This is a genomic window from Streptomyces sp. NPDC002130 (assembly GCF_040296465.1).
Taxonomy (GTDB): domain Bacteria; phylum Actinomycetota; class Actinomycetes; order Streptomycetales; family Streptomycetaceae; genus Streptomyces.
On the sequence record NZ_JBEOXI010000141.1, the window covers coordinates 1 to 21,512 of the forward strand.

Here is a 21,512-nt window from a genome sequence, read left to right on the forward strand (position 1 = left end):
CAAGACCGGCACCCTCACCGAGGGCGGCATGGACGTCACCGAGCTGCGGCCCCTCCAGGGCGCCGACGCCGATCTGCTCGCGGAGCGCCGCCGCCGCGCGGCGCCCGACACCGGCCGCCCCGCCGAGCTCCCGCTCGCCGACCATCTGGAGCTGCTCCGGCAGGCCGGCTTCGACAAGGCCGGGCCGGTGTGGCAGTACGGCGACAGCTGTGTGGTCGTGGCGGTGCGCTAGGCGCGTGTTCACCCGCGCGCCCCACACCGGGTGCGGCCGCGGGCGGGCACTCCGACACTTCATGCGGAGACCGCTTTACGTTGACATCGCCATGCCGGTCTCGGCGGAAGCGCCGCGAGCGGCCACGCGCACCTGCTAGGAGCCCCCCATGACCACCGCCGAGCACTCCACCCACGACAACCACGCGCACACCCACGGCGACGACTGCGGCCATCTCGCCTTCACCCACGGCGACCACACCGACTACGCCCACGACGGCCACATCCACCGGATGCACGAGGGTCACGCCGACGAGTGCGCCACCGCCGACCACACGGTGCACCGCAACCACGACCACGAGCACGGCGACGCCTGCGGCCATCTGGCCGTACGGCACGGCGACCACACGGACTACGTGCACGACGGACACCGCCACGCCTCCCACGAGGGTCACTGGGACGACCACTGACGAGGGCCGCCGAGCACGGGCCGGTGGGGTCTCAGGCCAGGCCGTCCCAGTGGACGGTGCGGTCGCACCAGCGCTCCAGCAGGGTGCGGTCGTGGCCGACGGCCAGCAGGGCGGCGCCGGTCGCGGCCCGGTAGTCCTCGACGGCCGCGACCAGAGCGGCGGCGGTGGAGGCGTCGAGCATCGCCGTCATCTCGTCGCACACCAGCAGGCGCGGGCGCAGCACCAGGGCCCGGGCGAGGCAGGCGCGTTGCAGCTGGCCGTCGCTGACCTCGTGCGGCCGCCTGGTGAGCAGGTCGGGGGTGAGGCCGACGGCGGGGGCCAACTCGGCGACCCGGCTGGGGACTTCCCTGCCGCGGCCGGTGGCCCGCAGGGGCTCGGCGATCAGGTCGCTGAGCGGCAGCCGGGGGTCCGCGGAGAGCCTGGCCTGCTGGAAGACGACCCCGAATGCGGTGCGCAGGGCGCGTGGGGCGCGGTGCCGCCAGCGCCGTACGGGCTCGCCGTCGAGGAGGAGGGTGCCGGAGTCGGGGCGGTGCAGCAGGGCCGCTACCCGCGCGAGGGTGGACTTGCCGCAGCCGCTCGGGCCGAGCAGGCCGACGGACTCGCCCGGTGCCACGGTCAGGGAGACGTCCCGGACCACCGGGGCGTTCCCGGCGTATCCGGCGGTGATGGAGCGCAGTTCAAGCACGGACGTCCTCCGGCACGTGCGGGTGGTGGCAGGCGACCGTGCCGGTGGGCGGCGGGGCGGCGCAGGTGGCGGTGGCCCGGTCGCAGCGGGCGGCGAAGGCGCAGCCGGCCGGGAGGTCGCCGAGTTCGGGCGGCATGCCGGGGATCGGGGTGAAGGCGCGGTCGGGCAGGGCCTGGAGCAGGGCGCGGCTGTAGGGGTGGCGGGGCCCCGCCGGGCCGAAGAAGGCGGTGGCGTCGGCGAGTTCGACGATGCGCCCCGCGTACATGACCGCGACCCGGTCGGCGATGCGCTCGGCGGCCGCCAGGTCGTGGGTGATCATCAGCAGGGCTCGTCGACGGCCGACGACCGGGTCGTCCACGTGCCGCCGCAGTTCGTCGACCGTGCGGTCCACCAGGTCGCGGTCGAGTCCGGTGGTCGGTTCGTCGGCGAGCAGCAGGGGTGCGTCGCCGACCAGGGCGAGGGCGGTGGCGGCGCGTTGTGCGAGGCCGCCGGAGAGCTGGTGGGGGTGGCGGTCGAGGTGGTCGGCGGGGAACGCGGCCCGTTCGGCGGCGGCCTCGGCGGCGGCCCGCAGGGCGGCCCGGCCCCGGGTCGCGGTCAACGCGGCGACCGTCTCCTCCAGTTGGGATCGGACGGTGCGGACCGGGGTGAGGTGCGCGGCCGGGCTCTGCGGTACGAGGCCGATGAGCCGTCCGCGTACGGTGCGGGCGAGGGTCCGCTCGTCGGCCGCGAGCAGGTCCAGGTCGCCGAGCAGGGCCGAGCCGGCGGTCTGCGCGTTGCCGGGGAGCAGCCCGAGCAGGGCGGAGGCCAGCACGGACTTGCCGCAGCCGCTCTCCCCGATCAGGGCCAGGCACTCGCCGGGCGTCACGTCGAACCGTGCGTCGGTGACGGCGGCCACGCGGCGCCCGCCGGGCAGGAGGAACCGCACGGACAGTCCCCGGACGGACAGCACGGGGGCCACGGGGTCCACGCCGGCGCTCACAGCATCAGCTCCGATCGGTGTCGGGGGTTGATCCGCTCCCGCCAGGCCCCGGCGAGACCGGCGAGGGCGAGAGTCGGGACGATGAGGAAGAGGCCCGGGAAGAGGGTCGGCCACCACTGGCCGGCGAGGAGGGAGCCGCGGGCGCTCTGGATCAGGGTGCCGAGGCTCGCCGTGTGGGTGGGCAGCCCGAGGCCGAGAAAGGACAGGGCCGACTCGTGCCACATGGCGTGCGGCACCATCAGCACGGCGGCGAGCGCGGCCTGGGGAAGGACGGCGGGCAGCAGGTGCCGTACGGTCACCCGCCACCGGGACGCCCCGCCGGAGACGGCCGCGTCGACGTACGGCCGCGACCGCAGGGACAGCACCTCGGCGCGCACGATCCGGGCCGTGGACAGCCAGTGGGTCAGCGCGACCGAGATCACCACCGGCCACACCCCGGGGCGGAACATCGCGACGATGAAGATGCCGAGCAGCAGATGCGGCACGGACGAGAACGTGTCGACCACCCGCATCAGGGCCCGGTCGGCCCAGCCGCCCAGCGCCCCGGCGGCGGCGCCCACGGCCGTGCCGACGACGGTCGCGGTCAGTGCCGCCGCCACCCCGACGAGCAGCGAGACGCGCAGGCCGTAGACGCAGCGCAGCAGCAGGTCGCGGCCGACGTCGTCGGTGCCGAACGGGTGCGCCCAGGAGGGCGGTTGCAGCTTGGCGGCGAGGTCGACGGCCTGCTGGTCGAGCTGGACCAGCGGCGGCACGAGCAGCACGGCGAGGACGGTCGCGGTCACCAGCACGGCGGAGGTGCGCACGCGCAGGGCGCGGGTGGAGCAGCGTCTCGGGCCGTGCGACCGCCACGCCGGCTCGGCCGGGGCGCCGGCGGGCGCCGGTGCGTCACATGTCACTGAGTTTCACCCTCGGGTCGAACAGTCCGTAGAGCAGGTCTGCGAGCAGGTTCCCGGCGAGAACGGCGGCGGTGGCCAGGGTCGTCAGGGCGGCGAGCAGCGGGAAGTCGACGGCGGTGGCCGCCTCGACGGTGGCGGCGGCGATGCCCGGCCAGCTGAAGACGCTCTCCACCAGCAGTGCACCGGTGATGAGTTCGGGCACGCGGGAGCCGATGAGCGTGAGCACCGGAAGGAGCCCGGAGCGCAGGGCGTGGCCGAGCAGGACGGTGCGTTCGCTCAGGCCGCGGGCGCGGGCGCCGCGTACGGGGTCCTCCGCCAGGGCGTCGCCGACGCCCTGGCGTACGTACAGGGTGAACCACGGCAGTTGGGACACGGCGAGGACACCGGCGGGCAGCACGAGGTGGCTCGTGACCTGGCCGGGCGTGACCTGTTCGCTGCCGGTGTCGGTCAGACCGCCCGCCGGCAGGACGTCCCACTGGAGGGCGAACAGCCAGATGACGAGCAGCGCGATCCAGAAGACCGGGGCCGCCTCCAGGGTGTAGGCGACGGAGGTGACGGTCCGGTCGGTGAACGAGCCGGGACGTCGGGCGGCGAGCACGCCGAGGAGCGTGCCCACCAGCACGGCGACGGCGAAGGCGACGGCGCAGAGCAGCGCGGACCACACGAGCCGTTCGCCGATGACCTGGGCGACCGGCTGCCGCATGACGCTGGAGTGGCCGAGGTCGCCGGTGAGGGCGGAGGTCAGCCAGTGCCACCAGCGGGCGGCGAAGGGCTGGTCCACGCCGAGGTTCTCGCGCAGCCGGTCCAGGGTCTGCTGGTCGGCGCCGAGCGCGGCGGTGCCGGCGTAGGCCTTGACGGGGTCGAAGGGGGAGGCGGCGGCGATGGCGAAGACGCCGAAGGTGACGACGAGCAGGACGGGGACGGCGAACAGGGCCCGCCGTCCCGCCAGTCGTGCCATCGCTCCCCAGGGGAGGCGGGTCACTTCTTCGGCTGCCAGTCCTCGATGTTCCACCAGGGGCCGCTGGCGAAGCCGTGCTCGTGCGGCTCCAGTTGGGTGGTCAGTCCGTCCCAGCGGTCGGCCAGGACGTAGAGGTGGTCGATGTGGGTGAGGAAGGTGTAGCCGGGGTCCTGCACCAGGGCCCGCTGGAGCTTGTCGTAGGCGGCCCGGCGGGTCTGCGGGTCCTGGCTGCGGCGGCCGTCGTCGAGGGCGCGGTCCACGGCCGGGTTGTCGTAGCGGGCCATGTTGTTGAAGCCGTCGCCGGCGAGGGAGGAGTGCAGCAGGGTGTAGAGGCCGAAGTCGGGGTCGCCGGTGCTGCCGAAGCCCGCGAGGACGGCCGTGTCCTTCATGCGGGGCTCGATGACCTCCCAGGTGGCGCTCTCCACCTTGACCTCGATGCCGGCCTTCTTGGCGTCGGAGGCGTAGGCGAGGGCGTGGTCCTGGCGGACCTTGTCGCCGGAGGGGTAGAGCAGGGTGAAGGACGCCCGCTGTCCGTCCTTGGAGCGGATGCCGCCCTCGCCGGGCTTCCAGCCGGCCTCGTCCAGGATCTTGCCGCCCTTGCCGAGGTTCCTGGTGCGCTCGATGTCCTTGGTAAACGCCGGGTCGTCGACGGGCAGCGGCCCGTAGGCCGGGCGGCCCGCGCCGTCGAGGATCTTGTCGACCATGGCCTCGCGGTCCACGGCGGCGTCGAGGGCCCGGCGGATCGCGCGGTCGCCGGTGACCTTGTTCGCGGTGGGGAGGGTGACGGCCCGGAAGTCGTAGGACCGGGCCTCGTAGCTGCGCTTGGCGTCGTCGTTCTTGAACGTGGCGGCGAGGTTGGGCGGGAGGACCGCGCCGTCGAGGTCGCCGGAACGCAGGCGGGTGGCGCGCACGTTGTCGTCGCCGATGACCGCCATGGTGAAGGTCTTCACCTTCGGCTCGCCGCCCCAGTAGCGGGGGTTGGCCTTGAAGGTGAGCTTCTCGCCCTTGCTCCAGCGGCTGAGGACGTACGGCCCGGTGCCGACCGGCTTCGTGTTGAAGGAGCCGGTGTTGGGGTCCTGCTTCCCCGCGACGTGCTCGGGGACGATGGGCAGCACGGTGCGGGCGGCGAAGGGGGCGTAGGGGTACTTGAGCGTGAAGACGACCTGGTCGTCGCCGCTCGCCTTGACCTCCTTGACGGCGTCCAGCTCGCTCTTGAAGGTGTTGTTGGTCTTCGCGTCCAGGACGGTCCGGTACGTGTAGACGACGTCGGCGGCGGTCAGCGGTTCCCCGTCGCTGAACTCGACGCCGTCGCGCAGGGTGTAGGTGTACGTCCGGCCACCTTCGGTGATCTTCGGCAGTTCGGCCGCCAGCGCGGGCTTCAGCTCCAGGTCGGCGTCGCGGGCGAGCAGCCCGTCGAAGATCTTGGAGTTCCCGTCCTTGCCGTAGCCGAGCAGCGGGCTGAGGGTGTCGGGCTCGGAGGCCACCCCGAGCACGACCGGTCCCGCGGCCTTGCCGTCGCCCGAGTCGCCGCCACCGGGGGCCGAGCAGGCGGTGACCGCCGCGGCCAACGCCGCCGTGACGGCGGCCCCTCGTATCCGACGGGTCGACATGTGACCTCACACCCCTTGTTGCGCTGATCCTGTTGTTGCAAAGACTTCGCAATCTAACAGGATCGGCGGGCGTCCCGGAATCAGGACGCCCGCCGCACGGTTCACCGCCGCGCTGGGGCCTTGTTCAGGGTGACGTCCTGGTTCTTGACCGCATGGAAGACGGGCAGCGGCATGATGCCGAAGCTGCGCAGCTCCAGCACGGTGGCCTCGACGTGGGCCGCCCCGGCCGCCAGCGCGCCGGATCCGGTCCGGCCCGAGTTCACCCAGCGGTGCTCGGCGCCGTCGCACACGGCCCGGGTACCGCCGATGCCGTAACGGGTCGTGGAGACGCCCTGTTGCACGGAGGAGCCGACGAAGACCGGGCCGCTGGAGCCGGCGCAGCGGTAGGTGCCGGACAGGGTGACGGTGCCGTCGGCGGCGATCCGGCCCACGGCGTCGACCGTCACGGAGGCGGTGGGGGCGAGGGCGGACGCGGTGGCGGGCGCCGCGCCCGCGCCCGTGAGCAGGAGCAGCGCGGCACCGGCCGCCGCGCCGAGAAGGGGACGTACACGCATGAGGGAAACCTCCCGAAAAGGATGGAGTTGCGGCTTCCACTCGTACCGGTCCCACGGGCCCGGCGCCCGTCATCCTCACCCTTCGGTGGAGAGTTCGCGCCGGCCGTCGTGGAACCGTCCCGGGAATGTCCGGGGCGTGTCACGCTTCCCGCCGGGCCGTTCCGATGACTCCGGGTCGGGAGGATGGTCTGTCTGTACGAGTCATACGAACCCTTCGGATGGCCCTACCGACGTGGAGGTGCGCCATGTGTGCCCACCAGCCCCAGTGCCCCGCGACCGACTCCCCCTCCCCCGCCGCGCACATCGTGGCGGCCCGTCCCGAGCAGGGCTGGAGCCTGCTGTGCGACGGGACGGTCGTCTTCGACGACACCGGCGAACTGCTCCCCGACGGGCGCGTGGTGCAGCCCCACCGGGTGACGGCGGAGGTACTGGCCGTCGCGGCCTGACCCGAGGCCGCTTCACGGCGGCACGACGGTCCCGCTACGGCAGGACCGCGAAGCCGTCCAGTTCCACCATCGCCTCCGCGTCCCACAGCCGGACGACCTGGACGACCGCCATGGCGGGATAGTCGCGTCCGGCCGCCTCACGCCACAGGCGGCCGAGTTCGGGGGCGTGCGCGCGGTACGCCTCGACATCCGTGGCGTAGACGGTGACACGGGCCAGGTCGGACGGTGTGCCGCCGGCGGCGGTGAGGGCGGTCAGCAGGTTGGCGAGGGCCCTTTCGAACTGCTCGGGCAGGGTGCGGCCGGCCACCTTGCCGTCGGCGTCGAGGGCGGTCTGGCCGGCCAGGAACACCACCCGCGACCCGGAGGCCACCACGGCGTGGGAGAAGCCGGCCGGCGGGGACAGCTCGGGCGGGTTGACGCGCTCGGTGCTCACCGGGCCTCCTGACGGGCGTACAACTCCTTGGCGATGATGCCGCGTTGCACCTCGCTGGCCCCTTCGTAGATGCGCGGGGCGCGTACCTCGCGGTAGAGGTGTTCGAGCAGATGGCCGCGTTGCAGGGCCCGGGCCCCGTGCAGCTGGACGGCCGCGTCGACGACGTACTGCGCGGTTTCGGTGGCGAGCAGTTTCGCCATGGCGGAGCGCCGGGGCACGTCCGGGTCGTCCGCGTCGTACGCCGATGCCGCCGCGTGGACCATCAGCCGGGCCGCCTCCGTGCGCAGGGCCATCTCGGCGACCTGGTGCGCGACGGCTTGCAGGTCCTTCAGCCTGCCCCCGAAGGCGTCCCGTCCGGCGGTGTGGGTGAGGGTCGCGTCGAGGGCCGCCTGCGCCATGCCGATGGCGAACGCCCCGACGCTGGGCCGGAACAGGTTGAGTGTTCCCATGGCGACCCGGAAGCCGCGGTCGGCCTCGCCGAGCACGTCGTCGGCCGTCACCGGCACGGCGTCGAAGTCGAGTGCGCCGATCGGGTGCGGCGAGAGCATGTCGAGACCGCGGCCGGTCAGGCCCGGGCGGTCGGCGGGCACGAGGAAGGCCGTGACGCCACGGGCCCCGGCACCCGGGGTGGTACGGGCGAAGACGGTGTAGAAGTCGGCCTCGGGGGCGTTGGAGATCCAGCACTTCTCACCGGTGAGACGCCAGCGGGCGGTGCCGTCGGGGGAAGCGGTCAGGGCGGTGCCCTCCGATGGGCGGCCCTCCTGCGAGACGGCGTGCTTCCCCGCCCGCAGCGCCCGCGCCGACGCGTCCGGTGCAAGGCCACCCCGCAGGCCGCCGTCCGCCTCCGCCCGCAGCGCCTGCACCGCCGCGTCCGACGACCGGCCACCCCGCAGGTCCCCGTCCGTGTCCTCCACCCGCAGCGCCCGCGCCGCCGCCTCCGGCGACCGGCCACCCCGCAGGCCGGTGTCCGCCTCCGCCCGGAGTCGCAGTGCCGCCGCGTCCGATCCCGCGCCGGGCTCGCTCAGCGCGAAGGCCGCGATCGCCGTGCCGGCGGTCACCCGGGGGAGCCAGTGGTCGCGCTGGGCCCGCGTGCCGTACGCGTGGACCGGATGGGCGCCGAGGCCCTGGAGGGCCAGGGCCGTCTCGGCCTCGGTGCAGGCGTAGGCCAGGGACTCGCGCATCAGGCACAGGTCGAGCGCGCCGGAGGTGAACAGGCGTCCGAGCAGCCCGAGGCTGCCCAGTTCCGCCACCAGGGCGCGGTTCACCCGCCCCGGTTCGCCCTTGTCGGCCAGCGGGCGGAGCCGCTCCGCGGCCAGGGCGCGCAGTTCGGCGCACCAGGCGAGTTGTGCCGGTTCGAGCGAGAATGCGGTCATCGCCGGTCCCTTCTCCGCCACCCTGCGTTCCGGCTGGGCCACTCCGAGGCTATCGCGGACCGTTGACTGTCGTCACCAACACGATACGCTCCAGGGGCGAGCCCACCACGCCAAGGGGGCGAACCGTATGAATCCACGGGGCACGGCCCACGTCGACACCTTCGCCCGGGACCATCTCCCACCCCCGGACCAATGGCCCGAGCTCCGCTTCGACTTGCCGGAGCTGCACTACCCCGAACGGCTCAACTGCGCCGCCGAACTGCTGAACGGCCCGCCAGGCGACCGCCCGGCGTTCCTCACCGCCACCGGCGAGCGCTGGACGTACGGCGATCTGCGCGCCCGCGTCGACCGCGTCGCCCATCTGCTCACCGGCGAACTCGGTGTCGTCCCAGGCAACCGGGTGCTGCTGCGCGGCCCCACCACCCCGTGGCTCGCGGCGTGCTGGCTGGCGGTGCTGAAGGCGGGGGCCGTGGCGGTGACGGTGCTCGCCCAGCAGCGCCCGCACGAGCTGAGCACGATGTGCGAGATCGCCCGCGTGCGGCACGCCCTGTGCGACATCCGGGCCGTCGACGACCTCGCCAAGGCCGAGATCCCGGGCCTGCGGATCACGACCTACGGCGGTGACGCCCCGGACGACCTGCTGAACCGCCCCGCGCCCGGCACACCGTACGCGGCCGTGGCGACGGCGGCCGACGACGTGGCCCTGATCGCCTTCACCTCCGGCACCACCGGCCGCCCCAAGGGCTGCATGCACGTCCACCGGGACGTCCTGGCGATCGCCGACACCTTCTCGCGGCACGTGCTGAAGCCCGGCCCCGACGACGTGTTCACGGGCAGCCCCCCACTGGGCTTCACCTTCGGCCTCGGCGGCCTGGTGGTCTTCCCGCTGCGGGCCGGGGCGAGTGCGCTGCTGCTCGAACAGGCCGGGCCCCGGCAGCTGCTGCCCGCCATCACCCGGCACCGGGTCTCCGTGCTGTTCACCGCCCCGACGGCGTACCGCGCGATGCTCGACGAACTCGACGGCCACGACCTCTCCTCCCTGCGCCGCTGCGTCTCGGCCGGCGAGAACCTCCCCGCGGCGACCTGGCAGGCCTGGCACGAGCGCACGGGCCTGCGCGTCATCAACGGCATCGGCGCCACCGAGCTGCTGCACATCTTCATCTCCGCGGCCGACGACCGGATCCGGCCCGGGACCACGGGCGTGCCCGTGCCGGGCTGGCACGCGCGCGTGCAGGACGCCGACGGCGAACCCGTACCCGACGGGCAGCCGGGCCTGCTCGCCGTGCGCGGCCCGGTCGGCTGCCGCTACCTCGCCGACCCGCGGCAGCGGGACTACGTACGCGGCGGCTGGAACGTCACCGGCGACACCTACGTCCGCGATCCCGACGGCTACTTCCGCTACGTCGCACGCGCCGACGACATGATCATCTCGGCCGGGTACAACATCGCCGGTCCCGAGGTGGAGGACGCGTTGCTGCGGCACCCGGACGTGGTCGAGGCGGCGGTCGTGGGCCGGCCCGACGAGGCCCGCGGACAGGTCGTGCTGGCCTTCGCCGTCCTCAAGGAGGGTGCGGAACGCGACGCCGAGGCGCTGCGTGCCTTCGTGAAGAGCGAGCTGGCGCCGTACAAGTGCCCGCGGGAGATCGTCTTCATGGACGCGCTGCCGCGCACGGCCACCGGCAAGCTCCAGCGGTTCAGACTGCGCGCCCCGGGGGTACCGGAACGCGACCGGGAATGATCCGTACGACCTAAGATGATCAACGTGTCCGACCAGCATGCACCACGGTCTCTCATCGTCACGCTCTACGGCGCGTACGGCCGCTTCGTGCCGGGCCCCGTGCCGGTAGCCGAACTGATCCGGCTGCTGGCCGCGGCCGGCGTGGACGCTCCGTCCGTACGCTCCTCGGTGTCGCGGCTGAAGAGACGCGGACTGCTCGTTCCGGCCCGCACCGCCCAGGGCGCGGCCGGCTACGAACTGTCCCCGGACGCCCGCCAGTTGCTCGACGACGGCGATCGCCGCATCTACGCCTCGGCCCCGCCCGAGGACGAGGGCTGGGTGCTCGCGGTGTTCTCCGTGCCGGAGTCGGAGCGGCAGAAGCGGCACGTGCTGCGCTCCCGGCTGGCCGGGCTCGGTTTCGGCACGGCCGCTCCGGGGGTGTGGATCGCGCCCGCGCGGCTGTACGAGGAGACCCGGCACACGCTCCAGCGGCTGCGGCTCGACGGGTACGTCGACTTCTTCCGCGGTGACCACCTCGGGTTCGCCCCGACCGCGGAGGCCGTCGCCCGGTGGTGGGATCTGGCGGCCATCGCCAAGGAGCACGAGGCGTTCCTCGACCGCCACGCGCGCGTGCTGCGCGACTGGGAGAAGCGCGCGGACACCCCGGCCGAGGAGGCCTACCGGGACTACCTCCTCGCGCTGGACTCCTGGCGCCACCTCCCCTACACCGACCCGGGCCTGCCGTCCGAGCTGCTTCCCGCCGACTGGCCCGGGGTCCGCTCGTCGGCCGTGTTCCGGGGGCTGCACGAGCGGCTGCGGGACGCGGGGGCGGGGTTCGTGGGGCTCTGACCCGTGCGGGCGCCGCCCGGTTTGCCGCGTTTGCCCCGCCGCGGAATGGTCAACGATGTCCGCGAGCGGACGGAGCACGGAGCGGGAGGCGGGCCGAGGCATGACCGTCACCACACCACCGGGCAGGGCGGGCGCCCGCGCGGACCGGCTCCCGTGAGGCGGCTGGGCCGCTCGGTGCACGGCGGGTGGAGGCGGGCCGGTGCGCACACCCTCGTCCGGCAGGGCCGCGACGTGGAGCTGATGCACCGGGCCACGGGGTTCGCCACGCTCGCGCTGGTCACGCTGGCGCCGCTGCTGATCGTGGTCGCCGCCGCCGACCCTCTGGGACGGGGCGGTTTCGCCTCGTGGCTGGCCGACGGCATGGGGCTGTCCGGGCGGTCCGCGCGACTGCTCACGGACATCATCAGCCCGCCGCGCAAGGTCATCGGCACCACGAGCGTGCTGGGCGGGGTGGCGCTCGCCGTCTTCGGTGTCGCCTTCGGCGGGAGTGTGCAGAACGGCTACGAGCGGATCTGGGGCCTGCCCTCCGGGCCGTGGCACCGCATCTGGCGGCAGGCGGTGTGGATGATCGCGATGACCGCGTACCTGTACCAGGAGGTGCAGACGCGCAGCCTCGTCTCGGGAGCCGAGCGGATCGCGCTGAGCTCGGCGTCCGGGGTGCTGTTCTTCTGGTGGGGGCAGCGCTTCCTGCTGGGCGGGCAGGTCCGCTGGCGCGATCTGCTCCCGGGGGCGCTGGCCACCATGCTGGGGCTGGGCGGCCTGCGTCTGTTCTCCTACTTCGTCTTCACCCCCCTCATCGTCACCAACGCGATCAGCTACGGAGCGATGGGCGTCGTCCTCGTCGTGGAGTCCTGGCTCATCGGCGTGGGCTACGTCGTCTACGGCGGCGCGCTCCTCGGCCGCTGGGCCCTGGAGCACCACGGACGCCGGAACCACACCGAATAGACCGGCGCCTTCCGTAGAAACGCACATGCCGCCCGAGCGGATCACAGTCCTGGCTCATGCGAATCGACAGGGGGCTTTTCCCTCGCATCTGCGGCATTATCATCGGCGCATACCCACCAGAGGGAGAAGACCCGTGATGACCCGTACCGTGCGCCGGATCCGCCGCCCGCTCCACGTGGCCGCCGCGGGAGCCGCCGCCCTGCTGGCCCTGAGTGCCTGCTCGTCGTCCGGTTCGGATTCCTCGGCAAAGCCGGACGCCCGAGGGTCGGGCAAGCTCTCCGGTGAGGTGACCGTGTTCGCCGCGGCCTCGCTGAAGGAGAGCTTCACGACGCTGGGCAAGCAGTTCGAGAAGGAGCACCCGGGCACGAAGGTCACCTTCAGCTTCGGCGGCAGCGACTCCCTCGCCGCGAGCATCACGGGCGGCGCCCCGGCCGACGTCTTCGCCGCGGCCAGCCCCAAGACGATGAAGATCGTCACGGGCGCCGGGGACGCCTCGGGGGCGCCCGCGACCTTCGTCCGCAACAGGCTGGAGATCGCCACCCTGCCGGGCAACCCGCACAAGATCACCAGCCTCGAGGACCTCACCGGGCCGGACCTGAAGGTCGTGCTCTGCGACAAGGAGGTGCCGTGCGGCGCGGCCGCCCGGAAGGCCCTCGACGCGAGCCGTCTGAAGCTCACCCCCGTCTCCTACGAGCAGGACGTCAAGGCCGCGCTGACCAAGGTCGAGCTGAAGGAGGCCGACGCCGCCGTCGTCTACCGGACGGATGTGCGCGCGGCGGGTGACAAGGTGGCGGGCGTGGAGTTCCCCGAATCCGCCGACGCCGTCAACGACTACCCGATCGCCCTGCTCAAGGACGCGTCGAACGCCGAGGCCGCCAAGGCGTTCATCGCGCTGGTACGGTCCGCCGAGGGCCAGAAGGTCCTGAGCGGGGCCGGATTCCTCAAGCCGTGACGTCCCCGACCGACCAGCCCCGCGCCGCGGCCGACACCCTCCGGGGCGGTCCGCGGCGCCGGCGCGTCCGCACGGGCGTCCCGCTGCCCCTGCTGATCCCCGCGCTGATCGGCCTGGCCTTCCTGATCGTCCCGCTGGTGGCCCTGCTCGTGCGGACGCCGTGGCAGAGCCTGCCCGGGCAGCTGACCAGCCCGGATGTGTGGCAGGCGCTCAGACTGTCCCTGCTCTGCGCCACGGCGGCGACCGCGGTGAGCCTGGTCGTCGGCGTGCCGCTGGCCTGGCTGCTGGCCCGCGTCGACTTCCCCGGTCGCGGATTCGTGCGCGCCCTCGTCACCCTGCCCCTCGTCCTGCCCCCGGTCGTCGGCGGTGTGGCGCTGCTGATGGCGCTCGGCCGCAACGGCATCGTCGGGCAGTGGCTCGACTCGTGGTTCGGGATCACGCTGCCCTTCACCACCGCCGGGGTCGTGATCGCGGAGGCGTTCGTGGCGATGCCGTTCCTCGTCATCAGCGTCGAGGGCACCCTGCGGGCCGCCGACCCGCGCTACGAGGAGGCCGCCACCACTCTGGGCGCGTCCCGCTTCACCGCGTTCCGCCGGGTCACGCTGCCGCTGATCGCGCCGGGCATCGCGGCGGGCGCGGTGCTGGCGTGGGCCCGGGCGCTCGGCGAGTTCGGCGCGACGATCACCTTCGCCGGCAACTTCCCCGGCCGTACCCAGACCATGCCCCTGGCCGTCTACCTGGCCCTGCAGAGCGACCCGGAGGCCGCGATCGCCCTCAGCCTGGTGCTGCTGGCCGTGTCGATCGCGGTGCTGGCGGGGTTGCGCGACCGTTGGATGCGTGCCGGATGACAAAGACCCACGCGCAGGACACGCACGCCGGCACCGCGGCGGACGGGCTCGACGCCCGTCTCGTCGTGGACCGCGGAGGCTTCCGCCTCGACGTGGCGCTGACCGTCGCGCCCGGCGAGGTCGTCGCCCTGCTCGGGCCGAACGGCGCCGGCAAGACCACCGCGCTGCGGGCCCTGGCCGGCCTGACCCCGCTCACCGACGGCCATCTGCGGCTGGACGGCGCGGAGCTGGACCGCACGCCACCGGAGGCCCGCCCCGTCGGGGTCGTCTTCCAGGACTACCTGCTCTTCCCCCACCTCACGGCCCTCGACAACGTGGCCTTCGGCCCCCGCTGCCAGGGCGCGACCAAGGCGGAGGCCCGGGCGCAGGCCGCGGAGTGGCTGGACCGCCTGGGCCTCGCGGCGCACACCGGTGCCAAGCCGCGCAGGCTCTCCGGCGGCCAGGCCCAGCGCGTCGCCCTCGCCCGGGCCCTGGCGACCCGGCCCCGGCTGCTGCTGCTCGACGAGCCGCTGGCGGCCCTGGACGCCCGTACCCGCCTGGAGGTGCGCGCCGGGCTCCGGCGGCATCTGGCCGAGTTCGAGGCGGTGGCCGTGCTCGTCACCCACGATCCGCTCGACGCGATGGTGCTGGCCGACCGGCTGGTGGTCGTCGAGCACGGCCGGGTCGTCCAGGAGGGCACCCCGGCCGACATCGCCCGCCACCCCCGCACGGACTACATCGCGCGGCTGGTGGGCCTGAACCTCTACCGGGGCGTGGCCGACGGCCACACCGTCCGGCTCGCCGACGGCCCGTCCCTCACCACCACCGAGGTACTGTCCGGCCCGGTCTTCGTGGCGTTCGCGCCGAGCGCGGTCACCCTCCACCGCGAGCGGCCCACCGGCTCCAGCGCCCGCAACCTGTGGCGCTGCGAGGTGGCCGGTCTGGAGACCCACGGCGACCAGATCCGGGCCGACCTCACCGGTGAACTGCCCCTCGCGGCCGACCTCACGACCGTCGCCGCGGCCGAGCTGGACCTCCATCCGGGTGCGGGGGTCTGGGCGACGGTGAAGGCCACACAGACCCACGCCTACCCGGTGTGAGGCGGTCGGCGTCCCCACGGGTCAGGCCGCCGTCCTGACCGGCGAGGCCTCCGGGACGACTGCCTCCCGGACGACGCGGCGGCGCCGGACCGCCATGACCATCGGGTGGGCGACCATCCAGGCCGCGCCCTTGCAGACGAGCTCCTTGTAGAAGGCGGCGAGCCGGCCGGTCAGGGCCGACCGGACGGCACGGTCGTCGGCGGTGACGAACTGGATCAGGCCGTCCTTGCGGCCCAGCGAGATGCACTGGTTGAAGTAGCGCACCGGCACGGTCGGTACCTTCCCGCCGGTCAGCCGGGCCGCGATGGCGTCGACGGCCTGCCAGGCGGTGAAGACGCCCGAGGCGCACGACATCCGCAGGGGCTTGTCTCCGGGGCCCATCGCCAGGGCCGCGTCGCCGACGGCGTACACGTCCGGGTGCGACAGCGAGCGCATGGTCCGGTCGACCACGATCTGGCCGGTGCCGGAGACCTCCAGCGTGGTGGCCTGTGCGATCGGGTGGACGGCGAAGCCCGTGGTCCACACGGTGACCGCGGCCGGGACGGTCGTGCCGTCGGCGGTGGTGACGTGGTCGGGCCCGACGGCGGTGACGGCGGTGTGCTCGTGGACGGTGATGCCCAGCCGGTCGAAGACCTTCCGCAGGTGCCCGCTGCCCTTGGCCGAGAGCCAGTCGCCGAGGCCGCCGCGAGCGGCGAGGGCGACGTCGAGGTCCGGGCGGGTCTCGGCGATCTCGGTCACGGCCTCCAGGCCGGTGAGACCGCCGCCGACCACGACCACGGACTCTCCCGCGGCCAGGCCGGCCAGGCGCTCGCGCAGCCGGAGCGCTCCGGGGCGGCCGGCGACCTCGTGCGCGTACTCGGCGGTACCGGGCACACCCTGGTCGTTCCAGCCGCTGCCGAGGGCGTACACGAGGGTGTCGTACCGCAGGACCTCGTCCGCCCGCTGCCCCGCGCTGTCCGGGGCGGCGACGGTGACGGTCTTGCGGTCCACGTCGACGGCGGTGACCTTCCCCTGCTTCAGCGCGACGCCGGTGCCCTCGAACATCTCGTCGAAGGGCCGGGGCGCGAGGTCCTGGCCGGCTGCGAGCTGGTGCATCCGGACGCGCTCGACGAAGTCGGCCTCGGCGTTGACGAGGGTGATGGCGACGTCCTCGCGGTGCAGTCGCTTGGCGAGGCGCCCGGCGGCGGAGGCTCCGGTGTAGCCGGCTCCGAGGACGACGATGCGGTGCTGCATGGCGTGGCTCCTGTCATGACGGCTGTCTTCAGCGGGTTCGCCTCTTGAACCGGGCGGCCCGCCGTTCCCTGACAGGAACCTGATGTGATCCACGTCACATCACGGTCGATCGGGTCAGAAGACCCTGAGCAGGGGCTCTCCGTGGTCGCCGGCGGCCCACAGCCGGGTCGCGCGTTCGAGCTTGTCGGGGTTGACCTGGTTGCGGAACGCGGCGATGCCGTCCGCGGTGACCTCCAGGCACATGACGCCGACGACCCGGCCGTCGACGACCACCACGAGGGCGGGGTCGCCGTTGGCGGTCCAGGCGTAGACGTCGGGCGAGCCGCCGACCAGGGCGCGCTTGGCCGCGCTGGGCTTGAACAGCCCCCGCATGAACTTGGCGACCGCGAGGGCCCCCTCGAACGCCCTGGCGCGGGCCGGGACCTTCCCGCCGCCGTCGCCGATCGCGACGGCGTCCCCGGTCAGCAGCTGCACGAGCGGCTCGGTCCTGCCGCTGGAGGCGGCCGCGAGGAACTCGTCGATGATCCGCCGCGCGGCGGCCTCGTCGATCTCGGTGCGCGTGCGGGCCCTGCCGTCCGCGACGCGCTTCTTCGCGCGGTGGAAGATCTGCTGGCTGGAGGCCTCGGTGATGTCGAGGATCTCGGCGATCTCCCGGTGCGGGTAGTCGAACGCCTCGCGCAGCACGTACACCGCCCGCTCGTTCGGGGAGAGCCGCTCCAGCAGGACGAGCACCGCGTACGAGACCGATTCACGCTGCTCGGCGGTGTCGGCGGGCCCGAGCATGCGGTCCCCGGCGAGCAGCGGCTCGGGCAGCCACTGCCCCACGTACGTCTCGCGGCGGGCGCGGGCCGAAGTGAGCTGGTTGAGGCACAGGTTGGTGAGCACCTTCGTCAGCCAGGCCTCGGGGACCTCGATGCGGTCGGTGTCGGCGCCCTGCCAGCGCAGGAACGTCTCCTGCACGGCGTCCTCGGCCTCGCTCGCCGACCCGAGCATCCGATAGGCCACGGCCTCCAGGCGCGGTCGGGCGGCTTCGAACCGGTCCACGTCGTCCAGGGTCAGGGGCATGCCACGGATCCTAACGTCCCCGGGCGTCGCCGCCTCCGAGATCCAGTCGCGGTTTGGGGGCGTCCAGACGGCCCGTCTGTGGGCGGCGGCTGCCCGCGCGGTACGGGGCAGGCCAAGGCGCGCCCGGGCCCGTGTAGCCCTGCTCGGCCGCCGCGTGCAGGGTCCAGTGGGGGTCGTAGAGGTGGGGTCGGGCCAGGGCGCAGAGGTCGGTGCGGCCCGCGAGGATCAGGGAGTTGACGTCGTCCCAGGAGGAGATCGCGCCGACCGCGATCACCGGGATGCCGGTGGTGTGGCGGATCCGGTCCGCGAACGGCGTCTGGTACGACCGCCCGTACTCCGGCCGCTCGTCCGCCACGACCTGGCCCGTCGACACGTCGATCGCGTCGGCGCCGTGCGCGGCGAAGGCCCGGGCGATCTCGACGGCGTCCTCGGCACTCGTCCCGCCCTCGGCCCAGTCGGTGGCGGAGACGCGGACGGTCATGGGCCGCTCCCCCGGCCACACGTTCCGTACGGCGTCGAAGACCTCCAGCGGGAAACGCAGCCGCTTCTCCAGGGAGCCGCCGTAGGCGTCGGTGCGCCGGTTGGTCAGCGGGGAGAGGAACCCCGACAGCAGGTAGCCGTGCGCGCAGTGCAGTTCGAGCAGGTCGAACCCGGCCCGGGCGGCGCGGACCGCGGACGCCGTGAACTGCTCGCGGATGTCGGTCAGTTGCGCGCGGGACAGCTCCCGCGGCGTCTGGCTGAACGGCTTGTACGGAAGCGCCGAGGGGGCCACGAGCGGCCAGTTGCCCTCCTCCAGCGGCTCGTCCATGCCCTCCCACATCAGCTTCGTGGAGCCCTTGCGGCCGCTGTGGCCGAGCTGCACGCCGATGGCGGTGCCGGGCGCCTGAGTGTGCACGAAGTTCGTGATCCGCTTCCAGGCCTCGGCCTGCCGGCCGGTGTAGAGACCGGCGCAGCCGGGCGTGATCCGGCCCTCCTCACTGACGCACACCATCTCCGTCATCACCAGTCCGGCCCCGCCCAGCGCCCGGGCGCCCAGGTGGACGAGGTGGAAGTCGCCGGGGACGCCGTCGACGGCCGAGTACATGTCCATGGGCGAGACGACGACCCGGTTGCGCAGGGTCAGTCCGCGCAACCGGAACGGCGTGAACATCGGGGGTGTGCCGGGCGGGCAGCCGAACTCGCGCTCCACCTTCCGCGTGAAGCGGGCATCGCGCAGCCGCAGATTGTCGTGCGTGACGCGACGGCTGCGGGTGAGGAGGTTGAAGGCGAACTGGCGGGGCGGCTGGTCCAGGTACAGGGGGAGGTTCTCGAACCACTCCAGGCTGGCCCGGGCCGCGCGCTGCGTGGAGGCGACGACCGGGCGCCGCTCCGCCTCGTAGGCGGCCAGGGCCTCGGGCAGCGAGCCCTGCTCCTCCAGACAGGCGGCCAGGGCGAGCGCGTCCTCGACGGCGAGCTTGGTGCCGGAGCCGATGGAGAAGTGGGCGGTGTGGGCGGCGTCCCCGAGGAGGACGACGTTGCCGTGGGACCAGCGGTCGTTGACCACCGTGCGGAACGTCGTCCAGGTGGAGTTGTTCGACTTCAGGGGACGGCCGCCGAGCGCCTCCGCGAAGATCTTGGCGCAGCGCTCGATCGACTCCGCTTCGCCGAGCTCGTCGAATCCGGCCGCGTGCCAGACCTCTTCGCGCATCTCGATGATCACGGTCGAGGCGTCGGGGGCGTAGGGGTAGCCGTGGAGCTGCATGACGCCGTGTTCGGTCTCGGCGATCTCGAAGCGGAAGGAGTCGAAGGGGAAGTCGGCGGCGAGCCAGATGTAGCGGCAGCGGTGGGTCGTCACCCGGGGACGGAAGACGTCCGCGTGCGTCTCGCGGGTGGTGCTGTGGATGCCGTCGGCGGCGATGACCAGGTCGTGGGTGTGCGGCAGGTCTTCGGGGGCCTCGGTGCGGAAGCGGAGGTCGACGCCGAGGTCGCGGCAGCGGGTGTGGAGGATCTCGAGCAGCCGCTTGCGGCCCAGGGCCGCGAAACCGTGTCCTCCGGAGGTGTGGCGGTTGCCGCGGTGGACGATGTCGATGTCGTCCCAGCGGGTGAAGTGCTGCTGAAGGGCTTCGTAGACCTTCGGGTCGGCGTGTTCTATGCCGCCGAGGGTTTCGTCGGAGAGGACCACGCCGAAGCCGAAGGTGTCATCCGGGGCGTTGCGTTCCCAGACGGTGATGTGCCGTTCGGGATCGAGGCGTTTGAGGAGGGCGGCGGCGTAGAGGCCGCCGGGGCCGCCGCCGATGATTCCTACGCGCAGGGAGTGGTTCTCGTCCGTGTGCGGGTGCGGGTGCTTGGGGGCTTGTCGCGCAGTTCCCCGCGCCCCTGAGGGGGTCGCAATCACCGTCCGCTCCATTTGGGAGGGCGCTTTTCCGTGAACGCCGCGTGGAACTCGGCGTAGTCCTCCCCCGTCATCAGGAGGGCCTGGGTCGAGGCGTCGAGTTCGATCGAGGCCGCCAGGGGCATGTCCAGCTCCGCCGTCAGGAGTGCCTTGGTCTGGGCGTAGGCCAGGGCCGGGCCCTCTGCCAGGCGGTGGGCCAGTTGCCGGGCCGTCTCGTCCGCCCGGCCTTCCTCGGTCAGTTCACTGATCAGGCCGATGCGCTCGGCCTCCAGGGCGCGGACCGGGTCGCCCAGCATCAGCAGGCGGGTCGCGTGGCCCAGGCCGACGACCCGGGGCAGGAGGTAGGCCGCGCCCATGTCGCCGCCGGAGAGGCCGACGCGTGTGAAGAGGAACGCGAAGCGGGCGGTGGGATCGGCGACGCGGAAGTCAGCGGCCAGGGCGAGGACCGCTCCGGCGCCCGCCGCCACGCCGTGCAGTGAGGCGATCACCGGGAACGGGCACTCCCGGATCGCGCGGACCACCTGGCCGGTCATCCGGTTGAAGTCCAGGAGCTGCGCGGTGTCCATGCCGAGCGTCGCGCCGATGATCTCGTCGACGTCGCCGCCGGAGCAGAACCCGCGGCCCTCGCCGGCCAGCACCAGGGCGCGTACGGACCGCTCCCGGGACAGCTCCGCGAGCAGGTCGCGCAGGTCGGCGTAGGCGCCGAAGGTGAGCGCGTTGAGTTTCTCGGGCCGGGCGAGGGTGACGGTCGCGACGCCGTCGGTGACGTCGACGCGCAGATGCTCCCAGCCGGGGGTGCGGGCGGCGGAGCCGGTGAAGGGACTCATGACGTGCGGCCTCCTCGGGCGGGCACTGCCTCACTGAGCTCTACCCCTCGAAGCTATCACCCATCCGTGACTGTCGTCATGAGTGCGCGATAGACCGTACGGGTAGGACTTCGGTGTGGGCCCGGCGTGACCTGGCCCGGTTACATCCGTCACAGATCGTCCACACCGGCGTAACGGCGGGAGCAGCTGTGCGCGGCGGCGCGTTCACCTGGGTAAGCCGTCCGGCACGGGGGCAAGGGCGCCTCCGACGGTGCCCCTCGGACGCCTCCGAAGAGCGGCGCCGTACCATTCATCAGGTTGAAAGCAGGATGTCCTGCTCCATGAACGGACCCGCCGTGTACGAACTCCCCTCAGCCCCCGCCTCCTGGCGCATCGCGCTGCCGCACACCGCAGCGGCGGTGCCCGTGGCCCGTGCCCTGGTCCGTACGGCGCTGACCGAGCTGGACCACGGGGCGGACTGCGACACCGCGGAGCTGCTGACGGCGGAGCTGGTGGCCAACGCCGTGGAGCACACCACGGGCGAAACGCCGATAGAGCTGGTCGTGGAGCTGATGCCGTCGGGCTGCCGGGTGGAGGTGCACGACACCGACCCGGCTCCGCCCGGCGACCTCACCTGCCCGGCCGGCGGGCGGCCCGACCCCTGGCAGGAGCACGGGCGCGGGCTGCTGCTGATCCGCGCCCTGAGCTCCTCCTGCGGGCACCGGCCGACCGAGTCGGGAAAGGCGGTCTGGTTCAGGCTGTCCGCGGTACCGCCTCAGCGGCGCCGGACGGTGTGACCGGGGCGAGCCCGGGGCTCCGGCGGCCGTAGCGGACGCGGAGGGCCGGCCGCACGGCACGGCCTGTTCAGGCCAGGGTCGCCACCATGACCGCCTTGATGGTGTGCATCCGGTTCTCCGCCTCGTCGAAGACGACCGAGTGGGCCGACTCGAAGACCTCGTCGGAGACCTCCAGGTACTCCAGGCCGTGGGCCGCGTGGATCTCCTGGCCGACCCTGGTGCCGAGGTCGTGGAAG

21 protein-coding genes and 2 pseudogenes are annotated in these 21,512 nt (G+C 73.3%); 10 read left to right on the forward strand and 13 right to left on the reverse strand.

Annotated elements, in window-relative coordinates; genetic code table 11:
• Nucleotides 1–232: pseudogene (locus ABT116_RS25020) on the forward strand (hypothetical protein); the annotation flags it as partial.
• Between the two features lie 148 nt (nt 233–380).
• Nucleotides 381–680: a hypothetical protein gene (locus tag ABT116_RS25025; protein ID WP_351637781.1), complete on the forward strand. Its 300-nt coding sequence runs from the start codon at nt 381–383 to the stop codon at nt 678–680.
• 31 nt (nt 681–711) lie between these two features.
• Here the strand turns inward: ABT116_RS25025 and ABT116_RS25030 are convergent, their stop codons facing one another.
• The 6 genes from ABT116_RS25030 to ABT116_RS25055 form a co-directional block, all read right to left on the reverse strand.
• Entirely contained in the window at nt 712–1,365 is a 654-nt protein-coding gene (locus ABT116_RS25030; protein ID WP_351637783.1) for an ABC transporter ATP-binding protein, read from the reverse strand.
• The gene (locus ABT116_RS25035) at nt 1,358–2,344 is read right to left on the reverse strand and encodes an ABC transporter ATP-binding protein (protein WP_502983935.1); all 987 of its coding nucleotides are present in this window, start codon (nt 2,342–2,344) and stop codon (nt 1,358–1,360) included. The genes ABT116_RS25030 and ABT116_RS25035 overlap by 8 nt, the downstream gene beginning before the upstream one ends.
• Entirely contained in the window at nt 2,341–3,240 is a 900-nt protein-coding gene (locus tag ABT116_RS25040) for an ABC transporter permease (RefSeq protein ID WP_351637785.1), read from the reverse strand. The genes ABT116_RS25035 and ABT116_RS25040 overlap by 4 nt, the downstream gene beginning before the upstream one ends.
• Entirely contained in the window at nt 3,230–4,198 is a 969-nt protein-coding gene (locus tag ABT116_RS25045; protein ID WP_351637787.1) for an ABC transporter permease, read from the reverse strand. Before ABT116_RS25045 ends, ABT116_RS25040 begins: the two co-directional genes overlap by 11 nt.
• A gap of 20 nt (nt 4,199–4,218) precedes the next feature.
• The gene (locus ABT116_RS25050) at nt 4,219–5,808 is read right to left on the reverse strand and encodes an ABC transporter substrate-binding protein (RefSeq protein ID WP_351637789.1); all 1,590 of its coding nucleotides are present in this window, start codon (nt 5,806–5,808) and stop codon (nt 4,219–4,221) included.
• A 101-nt stretch (nt 5,809–5,909) separates the two neighbouring features.
• A complete protein-coding gene (locus ABT116_RS25055) occupies nt 5,910–6,362 on the reverse strand; it encodes a DUF6299 family protein (RefSeq protein WP_351637791.1) in 453 nt (150 codons plus the stop codon).
• A 245-nt stretch (nt 6,363–6,607) separates the two neighbouring features.
• On the opposite strand from ABT116_RS25055, the gene ABT116_RS25060 reads away from it, so the two are divergent.
• Nucleotides 6,608–6,808 carry a DUF5999 family protein gene (locus ABT116_RS25060; RefSeq protein WP_351637793.1) on the forward strand — a complete coding sequence of 67 codons (201 nt, stop codon included), beginning with the start codon at nt 6,608–6,610 and terminating at the stop codon, nt 6,806–6,808.
• 34 nt (nt 6,809–6,842) lie between these two features.
• Here ABT116_RS25060 and ABT116_RS25065 read toward each other — a convergent pair whose 3' ends face one another.
• Nucleotides 6,843–7,241 carry a RidA family protein gene (locus ABT116_RS25065; protein WP_351637795.1) on the reverse strand — a complete coding sequence of 133 codons (399 nt, stop codon included), beginning with the start codon at nt 7,239–7,241 and terminating at the stop codon, nt 6,843–6,845.
• Nucleotides 7,238–8,614 carry an acyl-CoA dehydrogenase family protein gene (locus ABT116_RS25070; RefSeq protein WP_351637797.1) on the reverse strand — a complete coding sequence of 459 codons (1,377 nt, stop codon included), beginning with the start codon at nt 8,612–8,614 and terminating at the stop codon, nt 7,238–7,240. The genes ABT116_RS25065 and ABT116_RS25070 overlap by 4 nt, the downstream gene beginning before the upstream one ends.
• A gap of 127 nt (nt 8,615–8,741) precedes the next feature.
• On the opposite strand from ABT116_RS25070, the gene ABT116_RS25075 reads away from it, so the two are divergent.
• From ABT116_RS25075 to ABT116_RS25100, 6 genes are all read left to right on the forward strand, one after another.
• On the forward strand, nt 8,742–10,352 hold the full coding sequence (locus ABT116_RS25075; RefSeq protein WP_351637799.1) for an AMP-binding protein: 1,611 nt from the start codon (nt 8,742–8,744) through the stop codon (nt 10,350–10,352).
• A 15-nt stretch (nt 10,353–10,367) separates the two neighbouring features.
• On the forward strand, nt 10,368–11,180 hold the full coding sequence (locus tag ABT116_RS25080) for a PaaX family transcriptional regulator (RefSeq protein WP_351637801.1): 813 nt from the start codon (nt 10,368–10,370) through the stop codon (nt 11,178–11,180).
• Nucleotides 11,181–11,333: 153 nt separating this feature from the next.
• The gene (locus ABT116_RS25085) at nt 11,334–12,125 is read left to right on the forward strand and encodes a YhjD/YihY/BrkB family envelope integrity protein (RefSeq protein ID WP_502983936.1); all 792 of its coding nucleotides are present in this window, start codon (nt 11,334–11,336) and stop codon (nt 12,123–12,125) included.
• Between the two features lie 136 nt (nt 12,126–12,261).
• Entirely contained in the window at nt 12,262–13,077 is an 816-nt protein-coding gene (modA, locus tag ABT116_RS25090) for a molybdate ABC transporter substrate-binding protein (protein WP_351637802.1), read from the forward strand.
• Nucleotides 13,074–13,925, forward strand: coding sequence for a molybdate ABC transporter permease subunit (modB, locus tag ABT116_RS25095; protein ID WP_351637804.1), 852 nt, complete (start codon nt 13,074–13,076; stop codon nt 13,923–13,925). The genes modA and modB overlap by 4 nt, the downstream gene beginning before the upstream one ends.
• Nucleotides 13,922–15,004: an ABC transporter ATP-binding protein gene (locus ABT116_RS25100; protein ID WP_351637805.1), complete on the forward strand. Its 1,083-nt coding sequence runs from the start codon at nt 13,922–13,924 to the stop codon at nt 15,002–15,004. Before modB ends, ABT116_RS25100 begins: the two co-directional genes overlap by 4 nt.
• A gap of 21 nt (nt 15,005–15,025) precedes the next feature.
• Here the strand turns inward: ABT116_RS25100 and ABT116_RS25105 are convergent, their stop codons facing one another.
• The 4 genes from ABT116_RS25105 to ABT116_RS25120 form a co-directional block, all read right to left on the reverse strand.
• A complete protein-coding gene (locus ABT116_RS25105; RefSeq protein ID WP_351637807.1) occupies nt 15,026–16,237 on the reverse strand; it encodes an NAD(P)/FAD-dependent oxidoreductase in 1,212 nt (403 codons plus the stop codon).
• A gap of 114 nt (nt 16,238–16,351) precedes the next feature.
• A complete protein-coding gene (locus tag ABT116_RS25110; protein WP_351637809.1) occupies nt 16,352–17,302 on the reverse strand; it encodes an RNA polymerase sigma-70 factor in 951 nt (316 codons plus the stop codon).
• Nucleotides 17,303–17,312: 10 nt separating this feature from the next.
• Nucleotides 17,313–19,688, reverse strand: coding sequence for a bifunctional salicylyl-CoA 5-hydroxylase/oxidoreductase (locus ABT116_RS25115; protein ID WP_351637811.1), 2,376 nt, complete (start codon nt 19,686–19,688; stop codon nt 17,313–17,315).
• Complete coding sequence (locus ABT116_RS25120) at nt 19,673–20,500, reverse strand: enoyl-CoA hydratase family protein (protein WP_351637812.1); 828 nt, start codon at nt 20,498–20,500, stop codon at nt 19,673–19,675. The genes ABT116_RS25115 and ABT116_RS25120 overlap by 16 nt, the downstream gene beginning before the upstream one ends.
• A gap of 308 nt (nt 20,501–20,808) precedes the next feature.
• Between ABT116_RS25120 and ABT116_RS25125 the strand changes: the two genes are divergently transcribed.
• A complete protein-coding gene (locus ABT116_RS25125; RefSeq protein WP_351637814.1) occupies nt 20,809–21,276 on the forward strand; it encodes an ATP-binding protein in 468 nt (155 codons plus the stop codon).
• Between the two features lie 67 nt (nt 21,277–21,343).
• On the opposite strand, the pseudogene ABT116_RS25130 reads toward ABT116_RS25125, so the two are convergent.
• Nucleotides 21,344–21,512: pseudogene (locus tag ABT116_RS25130) on the reverse strand (ornithine carbamoyltransferase); the annotation flags it as partial.

Bases quoted from the DNA above. Each gene is read 5' to 3' on its own strand.
- ABT116_RS25060 (WP_351637793.1), top strand. From the start codon at position 6,608: ATGTGTGCCCACCAGCCCCAGTGCCCCGCGACCGACTCCCCCTCCCCC.
- ABT116_RS25120 (WP_351637812.1), bottom strand. From the start codon at position 20,500: ATGAGTCCCTTCACCGGCTCCGCCGCCCGCACCCCCGGCTGGGAGCAT.
- ABT116_RS25105 (WP_351637807.1), bottom strand. From the start codon at position 16,237: ATGCAGCACCGCATCGTCGTCCTCGGAGCCGGCTACACCGGAGCCTCC.
- ABT116_RS25110 (WP_351637809.1), bottom strand. From the start codon at position 17,302: ATGCCCCTGACCCTGGACGACGTGGACCGGTTCGAAGCCGCCCGACCG.
- ABT116_RS25075 (WP_351637799.1), top strand. From the start codon at position 8,742: ATGAATCCACGGGGCACGGCCCACGTCGACACCTTCGCCCGGGACCAT.
- ABT116_RS25055 (WP_351637791.1), bottom strand. From the start codon at position 6,362: ATGCGTGTACGTCCCCTTCTCGGCGCGGCGGCCGGTGCCGCGCTGCTC.
- ABT116_RS25050 (WP_351637789.1), bottom strand. From the start codon at position 5,808: ATGTCGACCCGTCGGATACGAGGGGCCGCCGTCACGGCGGCGTTGGCC.
- ABT116_RS25115 (WP_351637811.1), bottom strand. From the start codon at position 19,688: ATGGAGCGGACGGTGATTGCGACCCCCTCAGGGGCGCGGGGAACTGCG.
- modA (WP_351637802.1), top strand. From the start codon at position 12,262: ATGACCCGTACCGTGCGCCGGATCCGCCGCCCGCTCCACGTGGCCGCC.
- ABT116_RS25070 (WP_351637797.1), bottom strand. From the start codon at position 8,614: ATGACCGCATTCTCGCTCGAACCGGCACAACTCGCCTGGTGCGCCGAA.
- ABT116_RS25125 (WP_351637814.1), top strand. From the start codon at position 20,809: ATGTCCTGCTCCATGAACGGACCCGCCGTGTACGAACTCCCCTCAGCC.
- ABT116_RS25025 (WP_351637781.1), top strand. From the start codon at position 381: ATGACCACCGCCGAGCACTCCACCCACGACAACCACGCGCACACCCAC.
- ABT116_RS25080 (WP_351637801.1), top strand. From the start codon at position 10,368: ATGATCAACGTGTCCGACCAGCATGCACCACGGTCTCTCATCGTCACG.
- ABT116_RS25100 (WP_351637805.1), top strand. From the start codon at position 13,922: ATGACAAAGACCCACGCGCAGGACACGCACGCCGGCACCGCGGCGGAC.
- ABT116_RS25045 (WP_351637787.1), bottom strand. From the start codon at position 4,198: ATGGCACGACTGGCGGGACGGCGGGCCCTGTTCGCCGTCCCCGTCCTG.